Origin of the sequence: Micromonospora pisi, assembly GCF_003633685.1 — a bacterium.
Lineage (GTDB): Bacteria > Actinomycetota > Actinomycetes > Mycobacteriales > Micromonosporaceae > Micromonospora_G > Micromonospora_G pisi.
In genome coordinates this window covers 4,230,357-4,251,908 of the sequence record NZ_RBKT01000001.1, presented here as the reverse complement: position 1 = coordinate 4,251,908, position 21,552 = coordinate 4,230,357, and the positions used below count along the sequence as shown (strand labels likewise).

General features: G+C 69.2%; 17 protein-coding genes and 1 pseudogene. 7 read left to right on the top strand and 11 right to left on the bottom strand.

Annotation, left to right across the window (positions count from 1 at the left end; genetic code table 11):
* Positions 1 to 8: 8 nt before the first annotated feature.
* Complete coding sequence (locus BDK92_RS18010; RefSeq protein ID WP_121157753.1) at positions 9 to 1,025, top strand: D-alanine--D-alanine ligase family protein; 1,017 nt, start codon at positions 9 to 11, stop codon at positions 1,023 to 1,025.
* Positions 1,026 to 1,202: 177 nt separating this feature from the next.
* Here the strand turns inward: BDK92_RS18010 and BDK92_RS40380 are convergent, their stop codons facing one another.
* The 9 genes from BDK92_RS40380 to rpmH all read right to left on the bottom strand — a co-directional run bounded on the left by BDK92_RS40380 (position 1,203) and on the right by rpmH (position 9,705).
* Positions 1,203 to 2,138, bottom strand: a complete 936-nt coding sequence (locus tag BDK92_RS40380) for a hypothetical protein (protein ID WP_425462242.1) — start codon at positions 2,136 to 2,138, stop codon at positions 1,203 to 1,205.
* Positions 2,139 to 3,359: 1,221 nt separating this feature from the next.
* Positions 3,360 to 4,403, bottom strand: a complete 1,044-nt coding sequence (locus tag BDK92_RS18000) for a ParB/RepB/Spo0J family partition protein (RefSeq protein WP_121157752.1) — start codon at positions 4,401 to 4,403, stop codon at positions 3,360 to 3,362.
* Positions 4,404 to 4,430: 27 nt separating this feature from the next.
* Positions 4,431 to 5,822: a ParA family protein gene (locus tag BDK92_RS38445; RefSeq protein ID WP_121157751.1), complete on the bottom strand. Its 1,392-nt coding sequence runs from the start codon at positions 5,820 to 5,822 to the stop codon at positions 4,431 to 4,433.
* 262 nt (positions 5,823 to 6,084) lie between these two features.
* The gene (gene rsmG, locus BDK92_RS17990) at positions 6,085 to 6,957 is read right to left on the bottom strand and encodes a 16S rRNA (guanine(527)-N(7))-methyltransferase RsmG (RefSeq protein ID WP_121157750.1); all 873 of its coding nucleotides are present in this window, start codon (positions 6,955 to 6,957) and stop codon (positions 6,085 to 6,087) included.
* 7 nt (positions 6,958 to 6,964) lie between these two features.
* Complete coding sequence (locus tag BDK92_RS17985) at positions 6,965 to 7,585, bottom strand: Jag family protein (protein WP_121157749.1); 621 nt, start codon at positions 7,583 to 7,585, stop codon at positions 6,965 to 6,967.
* A 223-nt stretch (positions 7,586 to 7,808) separates the two neighbouring features.
* Positions 7,809 to 8,840, bottom strand: a complete 1,032-nt coding sequence (gene yidC / locus BDK92_RS17980; protein WP_121157748.1) for a membrane protein insertase YidC — start codon at positions 8,838 to 8,840, stop codon at positions 7,809 to 7,811.
* Complete coding sequence (yidD, locus tag BDK92_RS17975; protein ID WP_121157747.1) at positions 8,837 to 9,130, bottom strand: membrane protein insertion efficiency factor YidD; 294 nt, start codon at positions 9,128 to 9,130, stop codon at positions 8,837 to 8,839. Before yidD ends, yidC begins: the two co-directional genes overlap by 4 nt.
* The gene (gene rnpA / locus BDK92_RS17970; RefSeq protein WP_121157746.1) at positions 9,127 to 9,534 is read right to left on the bottom strand and encodes a ribonuclease P protein component; all 408 of its coding nucleotides are present in this window, start codon (positions 9,532 to 9,534) and stop codon (positions 9,127 to 9,129) included. The genes yidD and rnpA overlap by 4 nt, the downstream gene beginning before the upstream one ends.
* 33 nt (positions 9,535 to 9,567) lie before the next feature.
* Positions 9,568 to 9,705, bottom strand: a complete 138-nt coding sequence (rpmH, locus tag BDK92_RS17965) for a 50S ribosomal protein L34 (RefSeq protein WP_091249168.1) — start codon at positions 9,703 to 9,705, stop codon at positions 9,568 to 9,570.
* Between the two features lie 657 nt (positions 9,706 to 10,362).
* Here rpmH and dnaA point away from each other — a divergent pair.
* The 5 genes from dnaA to BDK92_RS40375 all read left to right on the top strand — a co-directional run bounded on the left by dnaA (position 10,363) and on the right by BDK92_RS40375 (position 16,967).
* Positions 10,363 to 12,273 (top strand): chromosomal replication initiator protein DnaA, encoded by a 1,911-nt coding sequence (gene dnaA, locus BDK92_RS17960; RefSeq protein WP_121157745.1) that lies wholly within the window; start codon positions 10,363 to 10,365, stop codon positions 12,271 to 12,273.
* Between the two features lie 852 nt (positions 12,274 to 13,125).
* Positions 13,126 to 14,259, top strand: coding sequence for a DNA polymerase III subunit beta (gene dnaN / locus BDK92_RS17955; RefSeq protein ID WP_121157744.1), 1,134 nt, complete (start codon positions 13,126 to 13,128; stop codon positions 14,257 to 14,259).
* Between the two features lie 37 nt (positions 14,260 to 14,296).
* On the top strand, positions 14,297 to 15,169 hold the full coding sequence (gnd, locus tag BDK92_RS17950) for a phosphogluconate dehydrogenase (NAD(+)-dependent, decarboxylating) (protein ID WP_121157743.1): 873 nt from the start codon (positions 14,297 to 14,299) through the stop codon (positions 15,167 to 15,169).
* Between the two features lie 6 nt (positions 15,170 to 15,175).
* Positions 15,176 to 16,309 (top strand): DNA replication/repair protein RecF, encoded by a 1,134-nt coding sequence (gene recF / locus BDK92_RS17945; RefSeq protein ID WP_121157742.1) that lies wholly within the window; start codon positions 15,176 to 15,178, stop codon positions 16,307 to 16,309.
* Positions 16,302 to 16,967 carry a DciA family protein gene (locus BDK92_RS40375; RefSeq protein WP_121162351.1) on the top strand — a complete coding sequence of 222 codons (666 nt, stop codon included), beginning with the start codon at positions 16,302 to 16,304 and terminating at the stop codon, positions 16,965 to 16,967. The genes recF and BDK92_RS40375 overlap by 8 nt, the downstream gene beginning before the upstream one ends.
* A gap of 88 nt (positions 16,968 to 17,055) precedes the next feature.
* Here the strand turns inward: BDK92_RS40375 and BDK92_RS17935 are convergent.
* A pseudogene (locus BDK92_RS17935) lies at positions 17,056 to 18,282 on the bottom strand (MFS transporter); the annotation flags it as partial.
* Positions 18,283 to 18,475: 193 nt separating this feature from the next.
* Positions 18,476 to 19,030: a hypothetical protein gene (locus tag BDK92_RS17930; RefSeq protein WP_121157741.1), complete on the bottom strand. Its 555-nt coding sequence runs from the start codon at positions 19,028 to 19,030 to the stop codon at positions 18,476 to 18,478.
* Between the two features lie 497 nt (positions 19,031 to 19,527).
* Between BDK92_RS17930 and gyrB the strand changes: the two genes are divergently transcribed.
* A complete protein-coding gene (gyrB, locus tag BDK92_RS17925; protein ID WP_121162350.1) occupies positions 19,528 to 21,471 on the top strand; it encodes a DNA topoisomerase (ATP-hydrolyzing) subunit B in 1,944 nt (647 codons plus the stop codon).
* The last annotated feature ends 81 nt before the right edge of the window (positions 21,472 to 21,552 follow it).

Genomic DNA, 21,552 nt, shown 5'->3' with positions numbered 1-21,552 from the left:
TTCCGGGCATGAGTACGCCCTCTGCCGCTTCCCGGTTCCCTACCGACCAGCCACAGCTGCCGCGCGCGTACGTCACCGGCGAGCTGCGTGTGGTGGTGCTGGCGGGCGGACTCTCGTACGAACGTGACGTGTCCCTACGCTCCGGACGCAGGGTGCTGGACGCACTCCGGACGATCGGGGTGGAGGTCGAGCTGCGGGACGCCGACAACGCGCTACTTCCCTCGCTGCTGGTCGACCCGCCGGACGCGGTGGTCATCGCACTGCACGGGGCAACCGGCGAGGACGGTTCGCTGCGCGGCGTACTCGACCTCTGCGATGTGCCGTACGTCGGCTGCGATGCCCGTTCGTCCCGCCTCGCCTGGGACAAGCCGTCGGCCAAGACGGTGCTGCGAGAGGCGGGCATCCCCACGCCGGACTGGGTCGCGCTGCCGCACGACCGCTTCTCCGAACTCGGCGCCGTCGCGGTGCTGGAGCGGATCTCCGACCGGCTGGGACTGCCGCTGATGGTCAAGCCGGCGCAGGGAGGTTCCGGACTGGGAGCCGCGGTGGTGCGGGACGCGGCCTCGCTGCCGGCCGCGATGGTCGGATGCTTCGCGTACGACTCGACGGCCTTGGTCGAACGGTATGTGCCGGGCATGGACGTCGCGGTCTCCGTTGTCGACCTCGGCAACGGACCTCAGGCGCTGCCCGCGGTTGAGATCGTGCCCCGCAACGGCGTGTACGACTACGCCGCCCGCTACACGGCGGGTCTGACCACCTGGCACGCACCGGCCCGGCTCTCCGCCACGGTGGCCGCGAAGGTCGCCGACACGGCGCTCGCCGCGCACAACGCGCTCGGGCTGCGTGACCTGTCCCGGGTGGACCTGATCGTCGACGGGGACGGGCGCCCGCATGTGCTCGAGGTGAACGTATCCCCGGGAATGACCGAGACCTCGTTGCTGCCGCTCGCCGTACAGGCCGCAGGGCTGGACTTCGGCAAGCTCCTCGGCTCACTCGTCGCCCGCGCCGTCGGCCGGCAGAGCTAGCGCCTGTGGCCTAGCGCCCTCGTACCCCGCTCGGGGCATGGTGCGGATCGTGCCCGGCGCCGACAGGTGGGCGCTTCCTGTCATGCGACATCCCCTGGACGGCCCGGCCAGGGGATCGGGTGGCGCCGGACCTTCCGATTGCCGACCCGATCCCTTCAGGGTTCGCCGGGCGGTCCGTCAACCTGCCGTCCGATCGTCCGGTCGCGCAGTCCCGGCCCGTCGCGAAATCTCGTCCTGCCGGGCGGTCATGTCCTGCGGCGTGGTTTCGTCCTGCCGGATCGTCGTGTCCTGCGGCGCGGTTTCGGTCTCTTCTGGCGGCGCCTCGGCGTACGCCACCAGAGACTCGTCGGCCGCCGGGGCAGAAGGCGCCGTCACCGATCCTGCGTTCGTGCCGTTGACCCCGGTAGCGCCATCCGGCCCCGGCTCGTCCCCAGAAACATCCGCAACCGCAATATCGTCCGCGGCTCCGGCCTCTGTTGCCGGATCGTCCAGACCTTGGCCAGCCGCCGCCTGCTGAGTCAGATTCGAAGGTGCCTGCCACTGGATGCGTGGCGGTGCCGCCAGGGGACGGCCACCGAACTCCGCGAGCCAGGCGGCGACATGGGCCAGGTTCTCGCGCCAGGTCGACTCGGGGATCGCCGGCAGGATGGCATCCCAGAGCGACAGGAAGGTCCCCCGCAGTTGCAGTTGGCCATACGGCCGGGCGAGGAACCACATGTGCAGATGCGCCGAGCCGTCACCCCAACGGTTGACGTGCACTCGGGCCACACCGTCGAGGGATCGGATAGCCCGCTCCAGACGCACGGTCATCACACCGAGCTCGGCGGCGAGCAGGTTGGGTAGGTCACCCAGGTCGAGATGCGACCGGGATTCCAGGATGAGCACCATCGGCAGCCCGGTGGGGCGGTCCATGGCACGTACCCGCCAACGCTCACTGACCCAGATGTAGGCGTCATCCGGGGCGTTGCAGGAGAGGCATTCAGCAGAACCTTCGCCCTTGCGTGCCGGCTCGACGTCGACCGGATCGTCGAGGTGCTTCACGCGAAGGTCGCCTTCGAAGGGGAACGAGGGCCACTTGGCGAAGTCTGGAACAGAGAGAGGGGTGTGGGGCACGACGCTGACCCTAACCGAGTTACAGACGACTGTCCCTCCCCATCTCGGGCGGCGGATACCGCTGCGATCAAGGTCGTATCCGGGCCGCAGACGCCCCTCGGCCACACCTTCCCGACCAGCCTCACGCGGCGCCTGACGGACACTCGCACTGTCGCAGGCGATCGGTCCTCCACCGGTCGCCGCCACCGGTCGCCGTCGCCGTCGGCGCACCGCCCCGGCCGGCTACCGCTGACGCTGGCGACGCCGTCCCGAAGCGGCGGATCATGCGTGACCGGTCTCGTGTCAGACCACATTGGGCCACTTTTCAGCCCGTCATCCACAGGCGAACACCCCGTTTCACGCGCTGTTTCACGTGAAACGGGGCTGCCCTGTGGAAAAACCCTGTGGATTACTTCTCTCGGTCCACCGGAGGGGTCCCGCGCCGCGTACGACCCCGCGCCGACGGCTCAGCGACACCCGCATCCGACTGCCGAGTCGGGTACCCGTGGGCCCCTTCCGGACCACCCTCGCCGGGCACCTCCCGTGGCGTCCTCACGGTGGGAGGACACCTACCGACGCGGCCGACCCGTTCGGCGTACACCTCGACCTGTGGTCAGTCGGCAATCGAACCCGCTCGCCCGAGCGACTTCGCCGCAAGGCGAAGGCCACCGTCCGGACGCCCGTCGCCCGGGCGTGCGGGTGACGGGCGTCCGGGTGACCGGCGATCCAGTCGGCAGGACGATTGGTCGCGGTCTGACCGCCCGCATGCCCCGCCCCGATCTCCGCCGTCTTGGACATCCCCGCCGAGTGGCCGGACCGCCGTCATCAGTACCGACCCACGGCCTCGTTTCACGTGAAACGGGGCTCTCGTGAAACGAGGCTCGCTCGTAAAACGACCCTGTGAGCGCGGCCCTCCGGAACACGCCCCACCGTCAGACCGGACCCACCGTCAGACCGGCCGCACCGTCAGACCGGCCGCACCGTCAGACCGGCCGCACCGTCGGACCGGCCGCACCGTCGGATTGGCCACACCGAGAGTCGCCGCTCGGCGCGACGGGACGGCCGTGGCCACGCGGGTGCTCGCGCGACGGTCGGGTGAACGGCGGTTGCTGCTTCCGTGCCGGCGGCAGCGGGTCGCCACACCAAGGACAACCGAGCCCTCCGGAAGCGAGATGCGCCGAGAACAGTGATGGCCGCGGCCCACAGGAGTGGACAACGCGGCCATCGGTTCGGTGCCGGGGGTCAGTCGGAGGCTTCCTGCTCCTGCTCCTCCATGCCGATGATGCCGACGATCCGCTCCAGGTCGTCGACCGAAGCGAACTCAATCGTGATCTTGCCCTTGCTGCGACCGATGTCGACCTTCACGCGGGTGTCGAACCGGTCGGAGAGCCGGTCCGCGAGGTCGGTCAGGGCCGGAGCGTGCGGCTTGGCCCGCCGGGCCGCCGGGGTGCTCTTCGTCGCTCCGCCCTCGGAGACGGCGAGCTTGACCAGCTCCTCGGTGGTCCGGACCGATAGTCCTTCGGCAACAACCCGGAGGGCCAGTTCGGCCTGCGCGTCCGGGTCGTCCAGGCCGAGCAGGGCTCGGGCATGGCCGGCGGACAGCACACCGGCCGCGATCCGCCGCTGCACCTGGGCCGGAAGGTTCAACAGCCGGATGGTGTTGGAGATCTGCGGCCGGCTTCGGCCGATCCGGCGAGCCAGCTCCTCATGGGTGGCACCGAACTCCTCCAGCAACTGCTGGTACGCGGCGGCCTCTTCCAGAGGGTTCAGGTTCGCCCGGTGGATGTTCTCCAACAGTGCGTCCCGCAGCATGGCGTCGTCCCGGGTGTCCCGGATGATCGCCGGGATGACCTCTCGGCCAACCGCCTGGGCCGCACGCCACCGGCGCTCGCCCATGACGAGCTCGTACTGCTCGTCGTCGAGCCGCCGTACCACGATGGGTTGAAGAAAGCCGACTTCCTGGATGGAGGTCTTGAGCTCCTCCAGCGCTTCCTCGTCGAAGACCTGTCGCGGCTGCTTCGGGTTGGGCACGATCGACCCGACCGGAATCTCCGCGAAGTGGGCTCCGGGCACCGGGGCCAGTTCGGGGCCCGGCCCGTCCACCGGTTCTGGCACGTACGGGTCGGGCTCAACCGGGAGCGGCTCATCATTGGCGGGGAGCGGGTGGGTGGCCTCGAGCCGGTCCGGGACATCCTCGGCCGTCGCCACTCCGGACGCCGCCATGGGGGCCGTGGGGATCAACGCCCCCAGGCCTCGGCCAAGCCCGCCCCGCGGACGGTTCTTCATCCCACGCCTCCCACCGAATCAACCGACCTATGCATTCCGGGCGACGGGGTCCTTGACCCCACGTTCCGCGATCTCCTGAGCCGCCTCGAAGTAGCTCGTGGCGCCCCGCGAACCGGGATCGTAAGTCATCACCGACTGACCGTAACTCGGAGCCTCGGAAACCCGTACGTTGCGAGGGATGACCGCCTGGAGCACCTTGTCCCCAAAGTGGTTCCGGACATCCTGCTCCACGGCGTCCGCCAGCCGGGTACGCCGGTCGTACATCGTGAGCAGGATGGTCGAAACATCGAGGGTCGGATTCAGGTGCTGCTTGACCAGGTTGATGTTGTTGATGAGCTGGTTGAGCCCCTCCAGCGCGTAGTACTCGCACTGGATCGGGATCAGCACCTCCTGGGCCGCCACCAACGCGTTGACCGTCAGCAGACCCAGTGAGGGCGGGCAGTCGATGAAAACGTAGTCGAACTGGCCGGGGTAGGCGGCGATGGCACGCCCCAACCGGGACTCTCGGGCCACGACCGAGACCAGTTCGATCTCGGCGCCGGCAAGGTCGATGGTCGCCGGGACACACCAGAGGTTCGGGATGCCCTCGACCGCCTGGGCCACCTCCGCGAGGGGAACATTCTCGATCAGGCAGTCGTAGACGTCGGGGACACCGGCATGGTGTGGGACGTTCAACCCGGTCGAGGCGTTTCCCTGTGGGTCGAGGTCGACCACCAGGACGCGGTTGCCGTGCAGCGCGAGCGCGACCGCCAGGTTGACCGTGGTCGTGGTTTTACCCACGCCGCCCTTCTGGTTCGCGACACACATGATCCTCGTCCGGGTGGGGCGAGGCATGTTCACCTCGCCGCTCGGGTTCAGGATTTGCACGGCGCGCATTGCCTCCATAGCCAACGGGGGATCATCCTCTTCCCGAGACGTGGTTTCACGTGAAACGTACGCGTCCCCGCTCGGATCCTCCTGGAAGGGCCCGACGGTGGACGAGGGCGTGTCTACCGAAGCGACCTCCAGGAGGTCCGCTTGCTCGGCCGGCGTCCCGGTGGCCGATGGCACGACCGGGCCGCTCACGTTCGTCGACTGGTACACCGGGGCGGCCGGCACCGGAACGGGCTGTGCGGGTACGGCGGGTGGCTGCCGCGGCGGGTCGAGCCGTTCGACGCTCGGCTGTTCCGGCCGCTGGGTCGCGGTCGGCTGGCCCGATGGTTCGCGTCCCGCCGGCCGGCTCGTGGGTTCGACCTGCCGTCGCGGTAGGCCGTACTCCTCACCTGGAGCCGGGCTCGGGGTGGCCGAATGCGGGGAGCGACTCCGGCTCCCCGCCGACCAACCCTCGTATTCGGTTTCACGTGAAACATCGGTGCCATCCGAGCGATAGCTCCGGGGGTCGGTTATCCCTTGATCGTCATACCTACCGTTGTCATGCACCGTGTCATCCCTGCCAGCTTCGGACGGGTCGGCACCGCCAGCGCCCACACCTGCGCACTTCCGGGTTGTAGCCTACGGCCCGGCAGGAACCGGCAGTGGCCCACAGGGCCGGTCGGCCGCCACCCGGTCACACTATCGACGCGCGGCCAGCCTACGGCTGATGGGCCAACGAGGCCATGGCTCCCGACAAGGTCAACCGGGGTGGCCGACAAATACACCTTGCCGAACGAGGTGCGTGCGCACGTGCCAGGCCAGGCCGACATCAGCGGCGTTGCGTACGCCCACCACCACGGCGTTCGGAATCGGCCCGGGTAGCCGCCCGACGCGAAGCCCGGGTCGCTCGCGAGCCGGACCCTCCGAGTGCCCGCTCGCGCACGATCTCCACCACCGTCGTTGCCGGCTCGACCAGACCCACGCCGCACTGCCTGACCACCGGCGACCCACCTCCGAGTCGGGCGACCGCCCGGCCGTACTCCGCGACCTCGTCGGCGGCGGACGCGCCCTTCATCGCCAGCAGTCGTCCTCCGACCGCCACGAGCGGCAGGCACCAACCAGCAAGCCGGTCGAGCGGCGCCACCGCCCGGGCGGTCACGATCTCCGCCGGCAACATCTCACCGCCGGGTCCACCCGCGGCCAACTCCTCTGCCCGACCCCGGACCACCGCCACCGAGTCATCCAGGCCGAGGGCGGTAACCGTCTCGGTCAGGAAAGCGGTCCGTCGAGCCAGCGGCTCGACGAGTACGACCGACAGGTCCGGCCGTGCGATGGCGAGCACGATGCCGGGCAGGCCAGCGCCCGACCCGACGTCCACCACCGAGCAGTCGACCGGAATCAGCTCAGCCAGAGCCGCACAGTTGAGCAGGTGTCGGTCCCAGATCCGAGGCGCCTCACGGGGGCCGATCAGCCCACGGAGCACCCCGTCGGTGGCAAGCAGTTCGGCGTACGTCGTCGCCAGGTCGAGCCGGTCACCGAAGAGCGTGTGCGCCGCCTCGGAGAGCTCCTCGGGAAGCGGCACCACAGGGTCCACCTGGTCCGAACGGCGGTCCGAGTCGTACGGCGCGGAGAAAGGGGACGGCCCGGGCGGTGTGACACCACCCGGGCCGGCGGCGGCGTGAGCCGCAGGGTCATACGTCATCGCTGGGTCAGCCGACCGGGCGGACGATGATGCGACGGTTCGGCTCGACGCCCTCGGATTCGCTCTCGACACCGCTGAGCGCGTTGACCACGTCGTGCACGCACTTGCGCTCGAAGGCGGACATCGGCTCGAGCCGTACCGGCTCGCCGTGCTCCTTGACCTTCTCCACCGCGTTCTTCGCGACCGCGGCAAGTTCCTTGCGCCGGTTGGCCCGGTAGCCGCCGACGTCGAGCAGCAACCGGCTCGGCGTACCGGTCTGACGGAACACCGCGAGTCGGGTCAGCTCCTGGAGCGCTTCGAGCGTCGCACCCCGCTGGCCGACCAGCGGCTGCAGCCGACCACCGACCACCTCGACCATCGGACGACCGGCCGACACCAGCTCGTCGATGTCACCGTCGTAGTCGAGGATGTCCAGCAGTCCTTCGACATAGTCCGCGGCGATCTCGCTCTGCCGGAACAGGTCGGCGTCACTGGCGCCGGTCGCGGTCTTGGCGCTCCCCGGCTGCGCCTCGACCGCGTCGTCGTCGTCGTCGTCGACATCGTCGGAATCGAGTTGCGTGTCGACCGCGATCGGGTCGGTCTCCTCAGTGAGGGTCTGCTCTGCGCGCGGAATGCTGGTGTCGGTCACGGTCTCATCTCCGTACTCGCTCGGCCGGACCTGTTCGGTCCGCTGGTTCCCGGGCCCGGCGGGAGGTCGCCGAGTGCCACGGGCACGTCTTCTCGGGCAGTCTCGCCCGCAACCGCGGCGGTGCGCGGCGGAATCCGGATCCGGCGCCGGGCGCGCTGGCGGCTGCCTGGACTCCAGATTCCTACGGGCTGCCGGCGGCACCAACCGCCGGCAGCCCGGTAGCTCAACCCTGACGCTTGTTGGCCGGACGGCCCTTCTTCGGATTCACCGGCTTGGCGCCCGGCTTGGGCGCGAGGGCCTTGGTGTCGATCGCGGGCTTCGCCGCCGGCTGGGCGCCGTTGGCCTTGGTACGGCCGAACAGTCCGCTCGGCTTCGCCGCCGGCGCGGTTGCCTTGCCGCCGGTGGTCGGGCGACCGCCGGTCCCGGTACGGGCGGAGCCCGGCAGGCCGGGCAGGTTGGCGGTGGGCGGCGGCGGGTACTTCCGCAGCACCCACTGCTGCTGCCCGAGGGTGAAGAGGTTGTTGGTGACCCAGTAGATGATCACGCCGATCGGGAAGATCGAGCCGGAGATGAGCAGCGAGGCCGGGATGCCGTAGAGCATCAACCGCTGGATCATTCGCTGCTGCGGGTCCTGCGCCCAGCCGGTCTTGAGGATCATCTGACGGCTGGTCAGGTAGGTGGTCGCCATCATGATGAGGACCAGGACGCCCGCGATGATCTTCACCGTGGTCGGGTTGGCGCCAAGCTCGTTCAGTTGCGCCGCGGTCGATCCGAACCGGCCCGAGATCGGGGCGGTGAAGAGCTTGGCGTTGGACGCGCTGGTGAACTGGTCCAGGCTCCAGCCGTAGATCGTCGGCTGGGGGTTGTCCGGGCTGAGCCGGCGGAGTACGTGGAAGAGTCCGAGGAAGACCGGGATCTGCAGGAACATCGGAAGGCAACCCATCAGCGGGTTGGCCTTCTCCTTCCGGTACAGCTCCATGGTTTCCTTCTGGAGCGTCTCCCGGTCACCCTTGTGCTTCTCCTGCAACGCCTTGATCTGAGGCGCGAGAGCTTGCATGGCCCGCTGCGACTTGATCTGCTTGACGAAGACCGGGAAGAGGATCACCCGGACGGTGATCACCAGGAAAATGATCGAGAGGATCCAGGCCCAGTTCGTACCGAGGGCAGCTGTCGCCGGCACCCCGATCGCGTCCCACGCGGAGTGCCAGATCAGCAGGATCCACGAGATCGCCCAGTAGATCCAGTCGAGACTCAATTCGGGGCTCCAGTCACATCGGCATGTCGGCGGCCGCCCGGCTCCGGCACCGGGTCATATCCACCAGGGTGGAAAGGGTGGCAGCGCGACAGCCGCCAGACCGCGAGGCCGGTTCCCCGGAGGGCACCGTGCCGCGTCACCGCCTCGAGGGCGTATGCGCTGCACGACGGGTAGAACCGACAGCGGGCCGGCAGCGCCGGGCTTATCCAACGACGGTACGCGACGATGGCTCCTGCCAGCACGCGGGCACCGAGTGTGGCGGGCCGGGACCGGCCGGTGACCTTGCTCATCCGGACCGCCGGGCGGGGCGACGGGGACGACGTGCCGCGGTGATCGCCGCGTCCAGGTCGGCGGCGAGCCGCTCGTACGGCTGGTCGGCGGCGGCGGGCAGCGCTCGTACAACGAGGGTCGCACCGGCTGGCAGGTCGGCCAATCGTTCCCGGACCAGGTGCCGCAGCCGGCGCCGCACCTTGTTCCGGACAACAGCCGGGCCGACCGCCTTGGAGACGACAAAGCCGGCGCGGGCCGGCGCGGAGACTGGCTCCGCGCCGACCGGACGCGCCGGCTCTGGCGTTGCTGATTCGGGTGGCAGATCCAGGTGCACGACAACGGCACCCCGGCCGGCACGTCGTCCAGCGCGGACCGCTACGGCGAACTCGCCGCTACGCCGCAGTCGCTGCGCGGCCGCCAGCACTGACGTCTACATCCCGGACCGGCCCGTCGGCTTTCAGGCCGACAGACGGTCACGGCCCTTGGCGCGTCGGGTCGAAAGGATGGCGCGGCCGGCGCGGGTACGCATGCGCAGCCGGAAGCCGTGGGTCTTCGCGCGCCGGCGGTTGTTCGGCTGGTAGGTGCGCTTGCTCACGTCAGGCTCTCCGTCTTCGTACGAGCCCCGGTCGGTCGACTACGGGGTCGGGTGGTGGACCGCCATCGGCCGCCAGACGGGTGGCCTATGGTCGATGCTGCCCGGTGGTGCACGGACCGGCGTGACGCGGGGTAGCGACCGCGGACAGCAAGCACCCATCACCCTAGCAGAGGGCGAGAGAGCAGCCGTTAGAGCCTACGCAGGGCCGCAATGACCGTCAAACATCACGCGCGGCCCCCGAGGAATCGGTCAGCAAGGGACGTCGATGCCCGAAGGGGTAGTTTTACCGATCTCCGGAGGGCCCGCACCGGTTCGACGGTTGAAGCGTTGTGGAGAACGCTGTTAGCGTGCCCGTTTGCCGGTCAGCGTCAGGGGGCTGAGTTGCCGCTGCTGGGCAAAACTGGACAAGCTGGTCGATCGTTCGACAGGTGAACCCGCGTCAGCACTGATTCGGCCGGGGGCAGGTCGGGCAGGGGTCCGGCGGGGAGCCACAATCAGTCGATACACAGGTTGTGGATAACTTGTGGACGACGGTTCTATCAGCCGCCGAGGCATGCCAGGTCGTGCCTGTTCGGAAGCGGTGGCAGGCCCGGAACGGTCGACTGGCAAGGCAGCAGCGGCGGCCGGGAACGCAGAGGCGATGGGGGTGGCGCGACGGTGGCCGACACGATCGACCTTGCCGCGGTATGGCTGGCCGCGACCGATGATCTCGCGGACGAGATCATTTCAGCACAGCAGCGTGCCTACCTCCGCCTGACCCGCCTGCGCGCCATCGTCGAGGACACCGCACTGCTCTCGGTGCCGGACGCCTTCACCCGTGACGTGATCGAGTCCCGCCTCCGGCCGGCCATCACCGACGCCCTCTCCCGCCATCTCGGTCGGGCCATCCAGGTAGCGGTGACGGTCCGGCCTCCCGAGGACAGCCAGGGGCGCCCCACCGGCACCCTCTACGGCAGTTCCCCCAATCCCGGTCCGGGTGGTTACGGACCCGGCCCGGCGCAGGGCGGCGGCTACCCGCCCACCCCGACACCGGGCGGCTACCCGTCGGGGCCGGCGTCGGAGGGGCCGCGCGACAGCGGCCCGCCACCGGACCACGGCGAACGCGTACCGACCGGCTCCGCCCAGTTCCCCGCCGCGCCGGTCGACCCGGCCCGGATGGGCCTGATTCCGAGCAGCCGTGACGGCGGCCAGGACACCCTCTTCGGCGCGGGTTACCCGGAGCAGTCGTACGCCGACCAGAGCTATCCGGACGCGGCCTACGCCGACCCCGGACGGCCACCGGCGCCGCAACAGGAGCGGCGCAACCTGGACGACCGGGGCACCGACCGGCTCGGCGGCAGTCCGCTGGGTCTGGACCCCCGGCAGATCGAGCAGCGCTACCGCAACGACGTCGGGGGCGGCGACATCGGTCCGCGTGGACTGCCCCGCGACAACGGGACGGACAGCGGTCCGGGCCGGGGCAGCGCACCGATTGACCACCGTCCCGGGGTACGGGACGACCGCCGGCTGGGCGGCGGGATGGAGAACGCGAACAGCGGCGGGAATCGGCTCAACCCGAAGTACATGTTCGAGACCTTCGTCATCGGATCGTCGAACCGGTTCGCGCACGCGGCCTCGGTGGCGGTCGCCGAGTCACCGGCCAAGGCGTACAACCCGCTCTTCATCTACGGCAGCTCGGGACTGGGCAAGACCCACCTGCTGCACGCGATCGGGCACTACGCGACCACGCTGGGCAACGCCCGCTCGGTGCGGTACGTCTCCACCGAAGAGTTCACCAACGACTTCATCAACTCCCTGCGCGACGACAAGACCAGCGCGTTCCAGCGTCGCTACCGGGACGTCGACATCCTGCTGATCGACGACATCCAGTTCCTGGAGAACCGCGAGCGGACCCAGGAGGAGTTCTTCCACACCTTCAACACGCTGCACAACGCGAACAAGCAGATCGTCATCAGCTCCGACCGCTCGCCCCGGGACCTCGCCACGCTGGAGGACCGGATGCGGACCCGGTTCGAGTGGGGGCTGCTCGCCGACATCCAGCCGCCGGACCTGGAGACGCGGATCGCGATCCTGCAGAAGAAGGCCGCTCAGGAACGGATGTACGCCCCGCCGGACGTACTGGAGTTCATCGCGTCGCGGGTCTCCAACTCGATCCGGGAACTGGAGGGCGCCCTGATCCGGGTGACCGCCTTCGCCAGCCTCACCCGGGCGACGGTCGAGTTGTCGTTGGCCGAGGAGGTCCTGCGGGACTTCATTCCGGACGGCTCCGGCCCCGAGATCAACGCCGACCAGATCATGGTCTCCACCGCCGACTACTTCGGGGTCAGCCTGGAGGACCTGCGGGGCCAGTCCCGGTCCCGGGTGCTGGTCAACGCCCGCCAGGTCGCCATGTACCTGTGTCGCGAGCTGACCGAGCTGTCACTGCCCCGGATCGGGCAGGCCTTCGGTGGGCGGGACCACACCACGGTCATGCACGCCGACCGCAAGATCCGACAGCAGATGGCCGAGCGCCGGTCGCTCTACAACCAGATCGCCGAGCTGACCAACCGGATCAAGCAGAACACCTGATCCATCGCGGGTGGGCCGAACGTCGGCTCACGGCGACCCACTCGTACGGAAATCCCCACTCGGGTACGGCGACCACGCGCGCCGTACCCGAGTTTTTTCGTGCCGTCCCCGGGGCGGGCCCGCCGCCGACCCACCTGCCCGCGACCTGATCCGTCCCGTCGGACGGCGGTTCGACACCGTCCGGGGTGGGTACGGACGACCGGCGGCCGCCGATCCCCACAGGTTGTCCACACCCGGTTATCCACCGTCGGTGGACAACCCGTAGTGGCAACCATCCCCACGGTCCACAACCTGTGGACAACTTCTGGGGAAACCGCTGTGGACAGACACGCTCCGTAGTCGAGTTATCCACGGGTGCCGTCCCGCTGTGGATCGCCTGTTGAAGGTTCTGGGGACGGTGATGATCGATACGGAATCGGCTGTCCCCATCCCTGGGGAGAAACCCGGTGGAGAACCGGTGGACAACCGGTGGATAACCGTGGACAACTGTGAGCGAACGACCGGCTGTGGATCTCGGGCCGGGTTTTACCCCAGGGTTTCCACAGCGAACCCACCGGTGGATAATGCTCTGGCCTGCTCAAACGCTGCTCATCCACAGTTTGCACAACACCGATGAAGACGATGAGTTTTATCTCTAAGACAACAAAAACCAATCATCACCGTTGGGCATTCTGTGGATTCAGCTGTTCGACCTCACCGAAGATCGGCATCGGGAACCGGAACACCGGGGTCGGACGCACAGCCGACAGCATCGCGGCCTAAGGTGCGATGGGGATCCGCACGGTTGGCCGGGCGGGCAGGCGGCACCCGGCATGAGACAGTGGTCGCTGACGTCGACGCGGAGGCAATGGCATGAAGTTCCGAGTGGAGCGCGACGCGCTCGCCGACGCCGTGGCCTGGACGGCCAAGAGTCTGCCAAGCCGGCCATCGGTGCCGGTTCTTGCCGGAGTGCTACTGCGGGTCGCCGAGGGCAGCCTGCACGTCTCTGGCTTCGACTACGAGGTCTCCAGCCAGGTGACCGTGGAGGTGCAGGCCGACGCGGACGGCGCGGCACTCGTCTCCGGGCGTCTGCTCGCCGAGATCACCAAGGCACTGCCGGCCAAGCCGGTGGACATCGCGGCCGTCGGCTCGCACCTGGAGCTGGTCTGCGGAAGCGCCCGGTTCACCCTGCCGACGATGCCGGTCGAGGACTACCCGACCCTGCCCGAGATGCCCGCCAGCGCCGGCACGATCGATGCTGCCGCGTTCGCGGCCGCGGTCGGCCAGGTCGCGATCGCGGCCGGGCGGGACGAGACCCTGCCGATGATGACCGGCGTACGGATCGAGCTGAACGGCAGCACCCTCGCGATGCTGGCGACCGACCGGTACCGTCTGGCGCTGCGCGAGATGCAGTGGCAGCCGGACGATCCGGAGATCAGCCTGAACGCCCTGGTACCGGCGAAGACCCTGCACGACACCGCCAAGACGCTCGGCCCGATCGGTGGCCACGTGACCATGGCCCTGGCCCAGGGCGCTGCCGGCGAAGGCATGATCGGTTTTGCCGGCGGCACCCGGCGTACCACCAGCCGTCTGCTCGACGGCGCCAACTACCCGCCGGTCCGCTCGCTCTTCCCGAGCAGCCACAACGCCGAGGCCCGGGTGGCGGTCAGCACGCTGATCGAGGTCGTCAAGCGGGTGTCGCTGGTCGCCGAGCGGACCACTCCGGTGCTGTTGAGCTTCAGCTCCGACGGCCTGGTGGTCGAGGCCGGTGGCACCGAGGACGCGCGGGCGAGTGAGGCGATGGAGGCGACCTTCACCGGGGAGGCGCTGACCATCGGGTTCAACCCCGGATACCTGATCGACGGGTTGCAGAATCTGGGCGCCGCGACGGCGCTCTTCTCCTTCGTCGACGCCTTCAAGCCCGCGGTGATCTCCCCTTGCGGGGAGGACGGGGAGATCATCCCCGGCTACCGCTATCTGATCATGCCGATCCGGGTTACACGATGACCCAAACCGGCAAGCCGTAACAAAAGGGGAAACGGAAATGCAAATCGGCCTAGTTGGACTCGGCCGGATGGGCGGCAACATGCGCGAACGCCTGCGCGCCGCCGGACACGAGGTGGTCGGTTTCGACCGTGACCCCGGGGTCACCGATGTGTCCAGCCTTACCGAGCTGGCCGAGAAGTTGGCCGCACCTCGGGTCGTCTGGGTGATGGTGCCGGCTGCGGTCACCGAAGCCACCATCGACGAGCTCTCGGGTGTGCTCGCCGCCGGCGACATTGTGATCGACGGTGGCAACTCGCGGTTCAGCGACGACGCACCGCGCGCGGAGAAGCTGGACCGGTTCGGCATCGGCTACGTCGACGTCGGCGTCTCGGGCGGGGTGTGGGGCCGGCAGAACGGCTACGCCCTGATGGTCGGCGGCTCGAACGAGCACGTCGAACGGCTCATGCCGATCTTCGAGGCGCTCAAGCCGGCCGGCGAGTTCGGGTTCGTGCACGCCGGCCCCGTCGGTGCCGGTCACTACTCGAAGATGGTCCACAACGGCATCGAGTACGGCCTGATGCACGCGTACGCCGAGGGCTACGAACTGATGGCCGCCTCCGAGCTGGTGACGAACGTACCCGGCGTGATCAAGTCGTGGCGGGAGGGGACCGTGGTCCGCTCGTGGCTGCTCGACCTGCTCGACCGCGCGCTCGACGAGGACCCGGAGCTGTCCAGCCTGCGCGGCTACGCCGACGACACCGGCGAGGGACGCTGGACGGTCGAGGAGGGGATCCGGCTCGCGGTGCCGATGAACGTCATCGCCGCCTCGCTCTTCGCCCGTTTCGTGTCCCGTCAGGACGACTCACCGGCGATCAAGGCGGTGGCCGCGCTGCGCAACCAGTTCGGCGGCCACGCCATCCACAAGAACTAGCAACCGGTGTACGTCCGCCGGCTCGAGCTGGTCAACTTCCGCTCGTACGAGCGGGTCGAGCTGGATCTCGAGCCGGGCGGAAACGTCTTCGTCGGCGCCAACGGGGTCGGCAAGACCAACCTGATCGAGGCGCTGGGCTACGTGGCGACCCTGGGCAGTCACCGGGTCGCCACGGACGCGCCACTGGTCCGGTTCGGAGCCGGCTCGGCCGTGCTTCGCTGCGCGATCGTGCACGACGGCCGGGAGCTCCTGGTCGAGCTGGAGATCGTGCCGGGCAAGGCCAACCGGGCCCGGCTCGGACGATCTCCCGCGCGCCGGGCCCGCGACGTGCTCGGCGCGCTGCGGTTGGTGCTTTTCGCCCCCGAGGACCTGGAACTGATTCGGGGTGATCCGGCGGAGCGGCGGCGCTACCTGGACGACCTGATGGTCACCCGGCAGCCTCGCTTCGCCGGGGTACGGGCCGACTACGAGCGGGTGGTCAAACAGCGCAACGCCCTGCTGCGTACGTCGTACCTGGCTCGCAAGACCGGTGGGTCGCGGGGCGGGGACCTCTCCACCCTCGACGTCTGGGACGCACAGCTCGCCCGACACGGGGCGGAACTGCTCGCCGGGCGCCTCGAACTCGTCGCCACCCTGGCGCCGCACGTCACCAAGGCGTACGACGCGGTGGCGGCGGGACGTGGGGCGGCCGGCATCACGTACCGGCCGTCGATCGAACTCACCGGTGAGCTGCCGGACCGGCCCGCGCTGGAAACGGCGCTCGCCGCCGCGTTGGCCGACTCCCGGCCGAGCGAGGTGGAGCGCGGCGTCACGCTGGTCGGGCCGCACCGGGACGAGTTGAGCCTCACCCTCGGTGCGATGCCCGCCAAGGGGTACGCCAGCCACGGTGAATCCTGGTCGTACGCGCTCGCCCTGCGGCTGGCCGCGTACGACCTGTTGCGGGCCGACGGCATCGAGCCGGTGCTCGCGCTCGACGACGTCTTCGCCGAGCTGGACGCCGGCCGACGGGAACGCCTGGCGGAACTGGTCGGCGGGGCGAGCCAACTGCTGGTTACCTGCGCAGTCGACGACGACGTGCCACGGCTGCTGCGTGGCGCCCGGTACGCCGTCTCCGAGGGGACGGTGCACCGTGGTGGATGAGCCGAAACCGAGGTCGGCCGCCGGGCCGAAGCCGAAGTCGGCGAAGGGTCCGAAGCCAGAGCCGAAGAGCGCGGGTCCGGCCCCGGAGTCGAGGCCGAAGGCGGCTGAGTCGGCATCGCCGCCAGCGGCGGAGCCGAGCGGTCCGGAGCTGGCGCGGGCCGTACTCGACGCGGCGCGGGCCCGCCGGGAGACGAACCGCCCGCAGCGGCGGACCCGGTCCGGTGCGGACGGAGCGGGTGGCGAGGGCGCCGACGGGCAACCCCGGCGGCGACTACGTGGCTACTCCGGTCCGGGACCTGACCCCCGCGACCCGCAACTGCTCGGCACCGTGCTGGCCCGTCTGGTCAAGGCCCGGGGCTGGCAGCAACCGACGGCGGAGGCGACTGTCTTCGGTGCCTGGGAACGGGTGGTCGGTCCGGACGTCGCCAAGCACAGCCGCCCGGTCAAGTTGGAGGACGGCGAGCTCACGGTAGAGGCGGAGTCGACTGCGTGGGCGACCCAGCTCCGACTGCTGGCCGGTTCGCTCCTGCAACGGATCGCCGGCGAGGTCGGCCATAACGTGGTTCGGAAGCTGAATATCCATGGGCCGACCGCACCGTCGTGGTCACGCGGGCCGCGACGGGTACGGGGGCGTGGCCCTCGGGACACATACGGCTGACCGTGGCGGCGCCGCGTAGCCGGGCCGCCGCCCGTCCGACGGTGACCGCTCCGAGGGTTGCCGGCACCACCGCCACCGCCTGCCGTTTCTGCCGGGCGAGAGCCACCCCGGCGGTGACCGAGGCGACCGCCGCGAGCCCGCCGGCGAGCACCAACGTCTGTCGGGGACCGACGTGCTCGGAGAGCCAGCCGAGCAACGGCGCACCAACCGCCGCGGCGATCGAGCCGGTCACCCCGACGGCGGCGAGTACCCGGCCGCGCATGGCCCCGGCGGTGTCCAACTGGGCCCGGGTGCCGACGGTGGTGTCGATGATGACCGCGGTCGCCGCGATCGGCAGGATGAACGCGGCGAAGGTCCAGGTGCCAGGGGCCAGACCGGCCAGGACCTGGAGCAGACTGGCGAGGATTCCGGCGCCGACCAGGATGCCGTAGCCGAGTTCCCGACGCTGGGCGGCCACCAGCGCGCCGACGACCGTACCGATCGCGAAGACGGTGGAGAGCATGCCGTACCCCGAGGCTCCGGCGCCGAGCGGACCGTCGCTCATCGCTGCCATGGTCACCTGGTAGTTACGGCCGAGGCTGCCCAGGACGAAGGCGAGCGCGAGCATGGTGAGTACCAGCCGCTGCCCTCTCAGGTACGCGAACCCGGCCCGGACGCCACCCGAGTCGGCGGAGGGTTCCACGGCCGCCGTCGACTTGCTGTCGGCCGGCTCCGCAGCATCTGGGGTGTGCAGGTCCCGTTGCCGGATCGAGAACAGGGCCAGTACCACCGCGGCGAAACTGACCGCGTTGATGACGAAGAGTGGGGCGGGACCGGCGGCGGCGACCAGTACGGCACCGACGCTCATGCCGAGGATCCGGCCGGCGGAGTTGGTGAGCGAGCCGAGCGCGAGCGCGTTGCCGAGGGTGGCCCGGTCCACCAGGGTGGAACCCCAGCGGCCCATCACCGGGCCTTCGATGGCGGAGACCGCGCCGCTGATCAGCGAGATCGCGTAGATCACCGGAAGTCCCCCGGTGTGTGACCAGGCGACGGCCGCCAGGCCGAGGGCGAGCGCGGTGTGCATCACCTGGGTGCCGATCAGCAGGGGGCGGGCCCGTAACCGGTCGGCGAGTGCACCGCCCCAGGTGCTCAGCAACAGACTGGGCAGTGCCTGGAGCAGGATCGTCCAGCCCATCGAGGTGACCGAGCCGGTCGCCTGGAGCACGTACCAGTTGACCCCGAGCACCTGCATCCACGTGCCGATGATCGATACGAAGCCGGCGCCGGCCCAGATCCGGTAGTTGCGATGGCGCAGTGCAGCGAATGTGGCGCGCATGGTCGCGTGCCGACCCCCTTGGAAGGCGGCCGCGGTACGCACCCACCAGATCCCGACTCGTCACCGACCCTCGGTGACGACCCGCAATACTGGCCTGAGTTGTAGTGAAACGTTTACTTCTCGTGATCGACCTCACCCGGTGCGTACCCGCACTGAACTGGGCGGACGCTGACGCGGGCTGAGCGGGGCCGGATCAGGAGTCGGCGTAGACGGCGAACCCGCGGTCGGCACAGCGCCGGTAGAAGCCGGCCAGCACGCTCAGTTCGGAGCGTACGAAGCTCCACTGCGGTGCCTCGCCCGACTCGTCCCGGAGCGCGTCGAGTCGGCTTTCCAGCCAGCGCAACTGCTGCTCGGCGAGGCGGCCGTCGGCGAGCGCCGAACGGAGTACGGCGCCGACCGTGTCGAAGGTCACCAGATCGCCGTGTTGGCGGTGGCCGTCGACGAAGCGCTCCAGGCCGCCGGCGATCCAGGCGCAGCCGTCGGGGTCGATCACCGGGTCCTCGTCTTCGGCGGCCGCCTCTGTGGCGTAGAGCACACCGTCCAGGCCCAGCAGGAGGTCGACCAGTTCGGTGTAGGCGGTCGCGCGGACCGTTCCGGTCTTGGCGATGTGACCGGCCAGCGCGGCGGTCGGCGCGGCGACCTCGGGAGCGTCAGCGAGATCGCCGAAGTCGACGAAGTCGGCCGGGGCCACCGGGTCGTAGAAGCGGCCGGTCCGCGGCCAATGCACCGCGACGTTGTCCAGCCCCATCGGTCGTCACCTTCCTGAGCGCAAGCAGAACCGGCCGTCCGAGGCACGGCGACAGCGACGCAAAGTTACGGCACGGCGAGCGGTTCGCGCGACCCCCCAGCCGACAAGATCCGTTCTCGGATCGAGCGTCGCGCCGGAGAGCGGCGATGATCCGACTGTTGGCGTGTGGGGGGAGTCGTGGGAGGCGGGGTGCGGCCCGCTACGGAGGTCTGAGGCGGCCCGCTGGGGTGCCGCGTACTGGTTCTGTCGTCTCGGCACAGTAGGATTGACGCAGAGACGAGGACAGGGTGTGGAGCGACGACGCGGGCCGGCCGGCCCGTGCCACCAGTCCGCACCGGGTCTGAGCCGATCGCGATCCGCGGGCATCCGCGGCGACCGGCGCTTTCGACCGTATCCGCAGTTTAATCGTGGTGCCGGTCCGTGCGCCGAGGTCGCTGTGCCCGCCGAACCCGCGCCGCCGCGCCCTGGTGCCCGGATGGTGCGAGAAAGTGGCCAAGGTGGCAGCGCAGGACAAGCAGGAATACGGTGCCGAGTCGATCCAGGTGCTCGAGGGCCTGGAGGCGGTCCGCAAGCGGCCCGGTATGTACATCGGATCGACCGGCGAGCGCGGTCTGCACCACTTGGTCTGGGAGGTTGTCGACAACGCGGTCGACGAGGCGCTCGCCGGATACTGCGACACCATCCTGGTGACGATCCTCGCCGACGGCGGCGTACGCGTGGTCGACAACGGCCGTGGGTTCCCGGTCGACATCCACCCCAAGCTGAAGAAGCCCGGCGTCGAGGTGGCGCTGACCGTGCTGCACGCCGGCGGCAAGTTCGACGGCAAGGCGTACGCGGTCTCCGGCGGCCTGCACGGTGTCGGCGTCTCGGTGGTGAACGCCCTCTCCGTACGGATGGCTCTGGAGATCCACAAGGACGGCAACGTCTGGCGGCAGCAGTACCACAACTCCAAGCCGACGCCGCTGGAGAAGGGCGAGACCACCAACCTGAGCGGCTCCTCGGTGTCGTTCTGGCCGGACCCGACGATCTTTGAGACGGTCGAGTTCACCTTCGAGACGATCTACCGCCGGCTCCAGGAGATGGCCTTCCTCAACCGGGGGCTCACCATCCAGCTGCGCGACGAGCGGGTCCAGGAGGAGGACGGCAAGCCGCGCGAGGTGACCTTCTGCTACAAGGGCGGTATCGCCGACTTCGTCCGCCACCTGAACGCCTCGAAGAGCCCGATCCACAAGACCGTGGTCGAGTTCGGGGCCGAGGAGGAGGGCATGTCGGTCGAGATTGCCATGCAGTGGAACGAGTCCTACGGTGAGTCGGTCTACACCTTCGCCAACACGATCAACACCCATGAGGGTGGTACCCACGAGGAGGGCTTCCGGGCCGCGTTGACCGGTGTGGTCAACAAGTACGGCGCGGAGAAGAAGCTCCTCAAGGGCGACGAGAAGCTCTCCGGCGAGGACATCCGGGAGGGGCTTGCCGCGATCATCTCGGTCAAGTTGGCCAACCCTCAGTTCGAGGGCCAGACCAAGACCAAGCTCGGCAACACCCCGGTGAAGAGCTTCGTGCTGCGGGTCTGCAACGAGTGGCTGGTGGACTGGTTCGACCGGAATCCGGCCGAAGCCAAGATGATCATTACCAAGGCATCGCAGGCCGCTCGGGCCCGGATCGCCGCCGCCCAGGCGCGCAAGCTGGCCCGGCGCAAGTCGCTGCTTGAGTCCGGCTCGATGCCGGGCAAGCTGGCCGACTGCCAGTCGACCGACCCGCGCGAGTCCGAGGTGTTCATCGTCGAGGGTGACTCCGCCGGTGGCTCGGCCAAGCAGGGGCGTGATCCGCGTACCCAGGCGATCCTGCCGATCCGCGGCAAGATCCTCAACGTGGAGAAGGCCCGGATCGACCGGGTGCTGAAGAACAACGAGGTCCAGGCGTTGATCACGGCGCTGGGCACCGGCATCCACGACGACTTCGACATGGAGAAGCTGCGGTACCACAAGGTGGTGCTGATGGCCGACGCCGACGTCGACGGACAGCACATCCAGACGCTGCTGCTGACCCTGCTGTTCCGCTTCATGCGGCCGCTGGTCGAGCTGGGTCACGTTTATCTGGCCGCCCCGCCGCTGTACAAGATCAAGTGGAACAAGAAGGGCGACGACGCCCAGTACGCCTACTCCGACCGGGAGCGGGACGGACTGATCGCGTTGCGGCAGCAGAAGAAGGCCAACGCCAAGCCGGACGACATCCAGCGGTTCAAGGGTCTGGGCGAGATGAACTACCCGGAACTCTGGGAGACCACCATGAACCCGGCAACGCGTACGCTGCGTCAGGTCACGCTCGACGACGCGGCAACCGCCGACGAGCTCTTCAGCGTTCTCATGGGTGAGGACGTGGAAGCGCGCCGGTCGTTCATCCAGCGGAACGCGAAGGATGTCCGGTTCCTGGATATTTAAGGCTAATCCTGGACACCAAGGTCTCACCGGCGACGCGGGTTTCCGGATGACCGAGGGTGGACATGAGGGTGACCGGTGGGT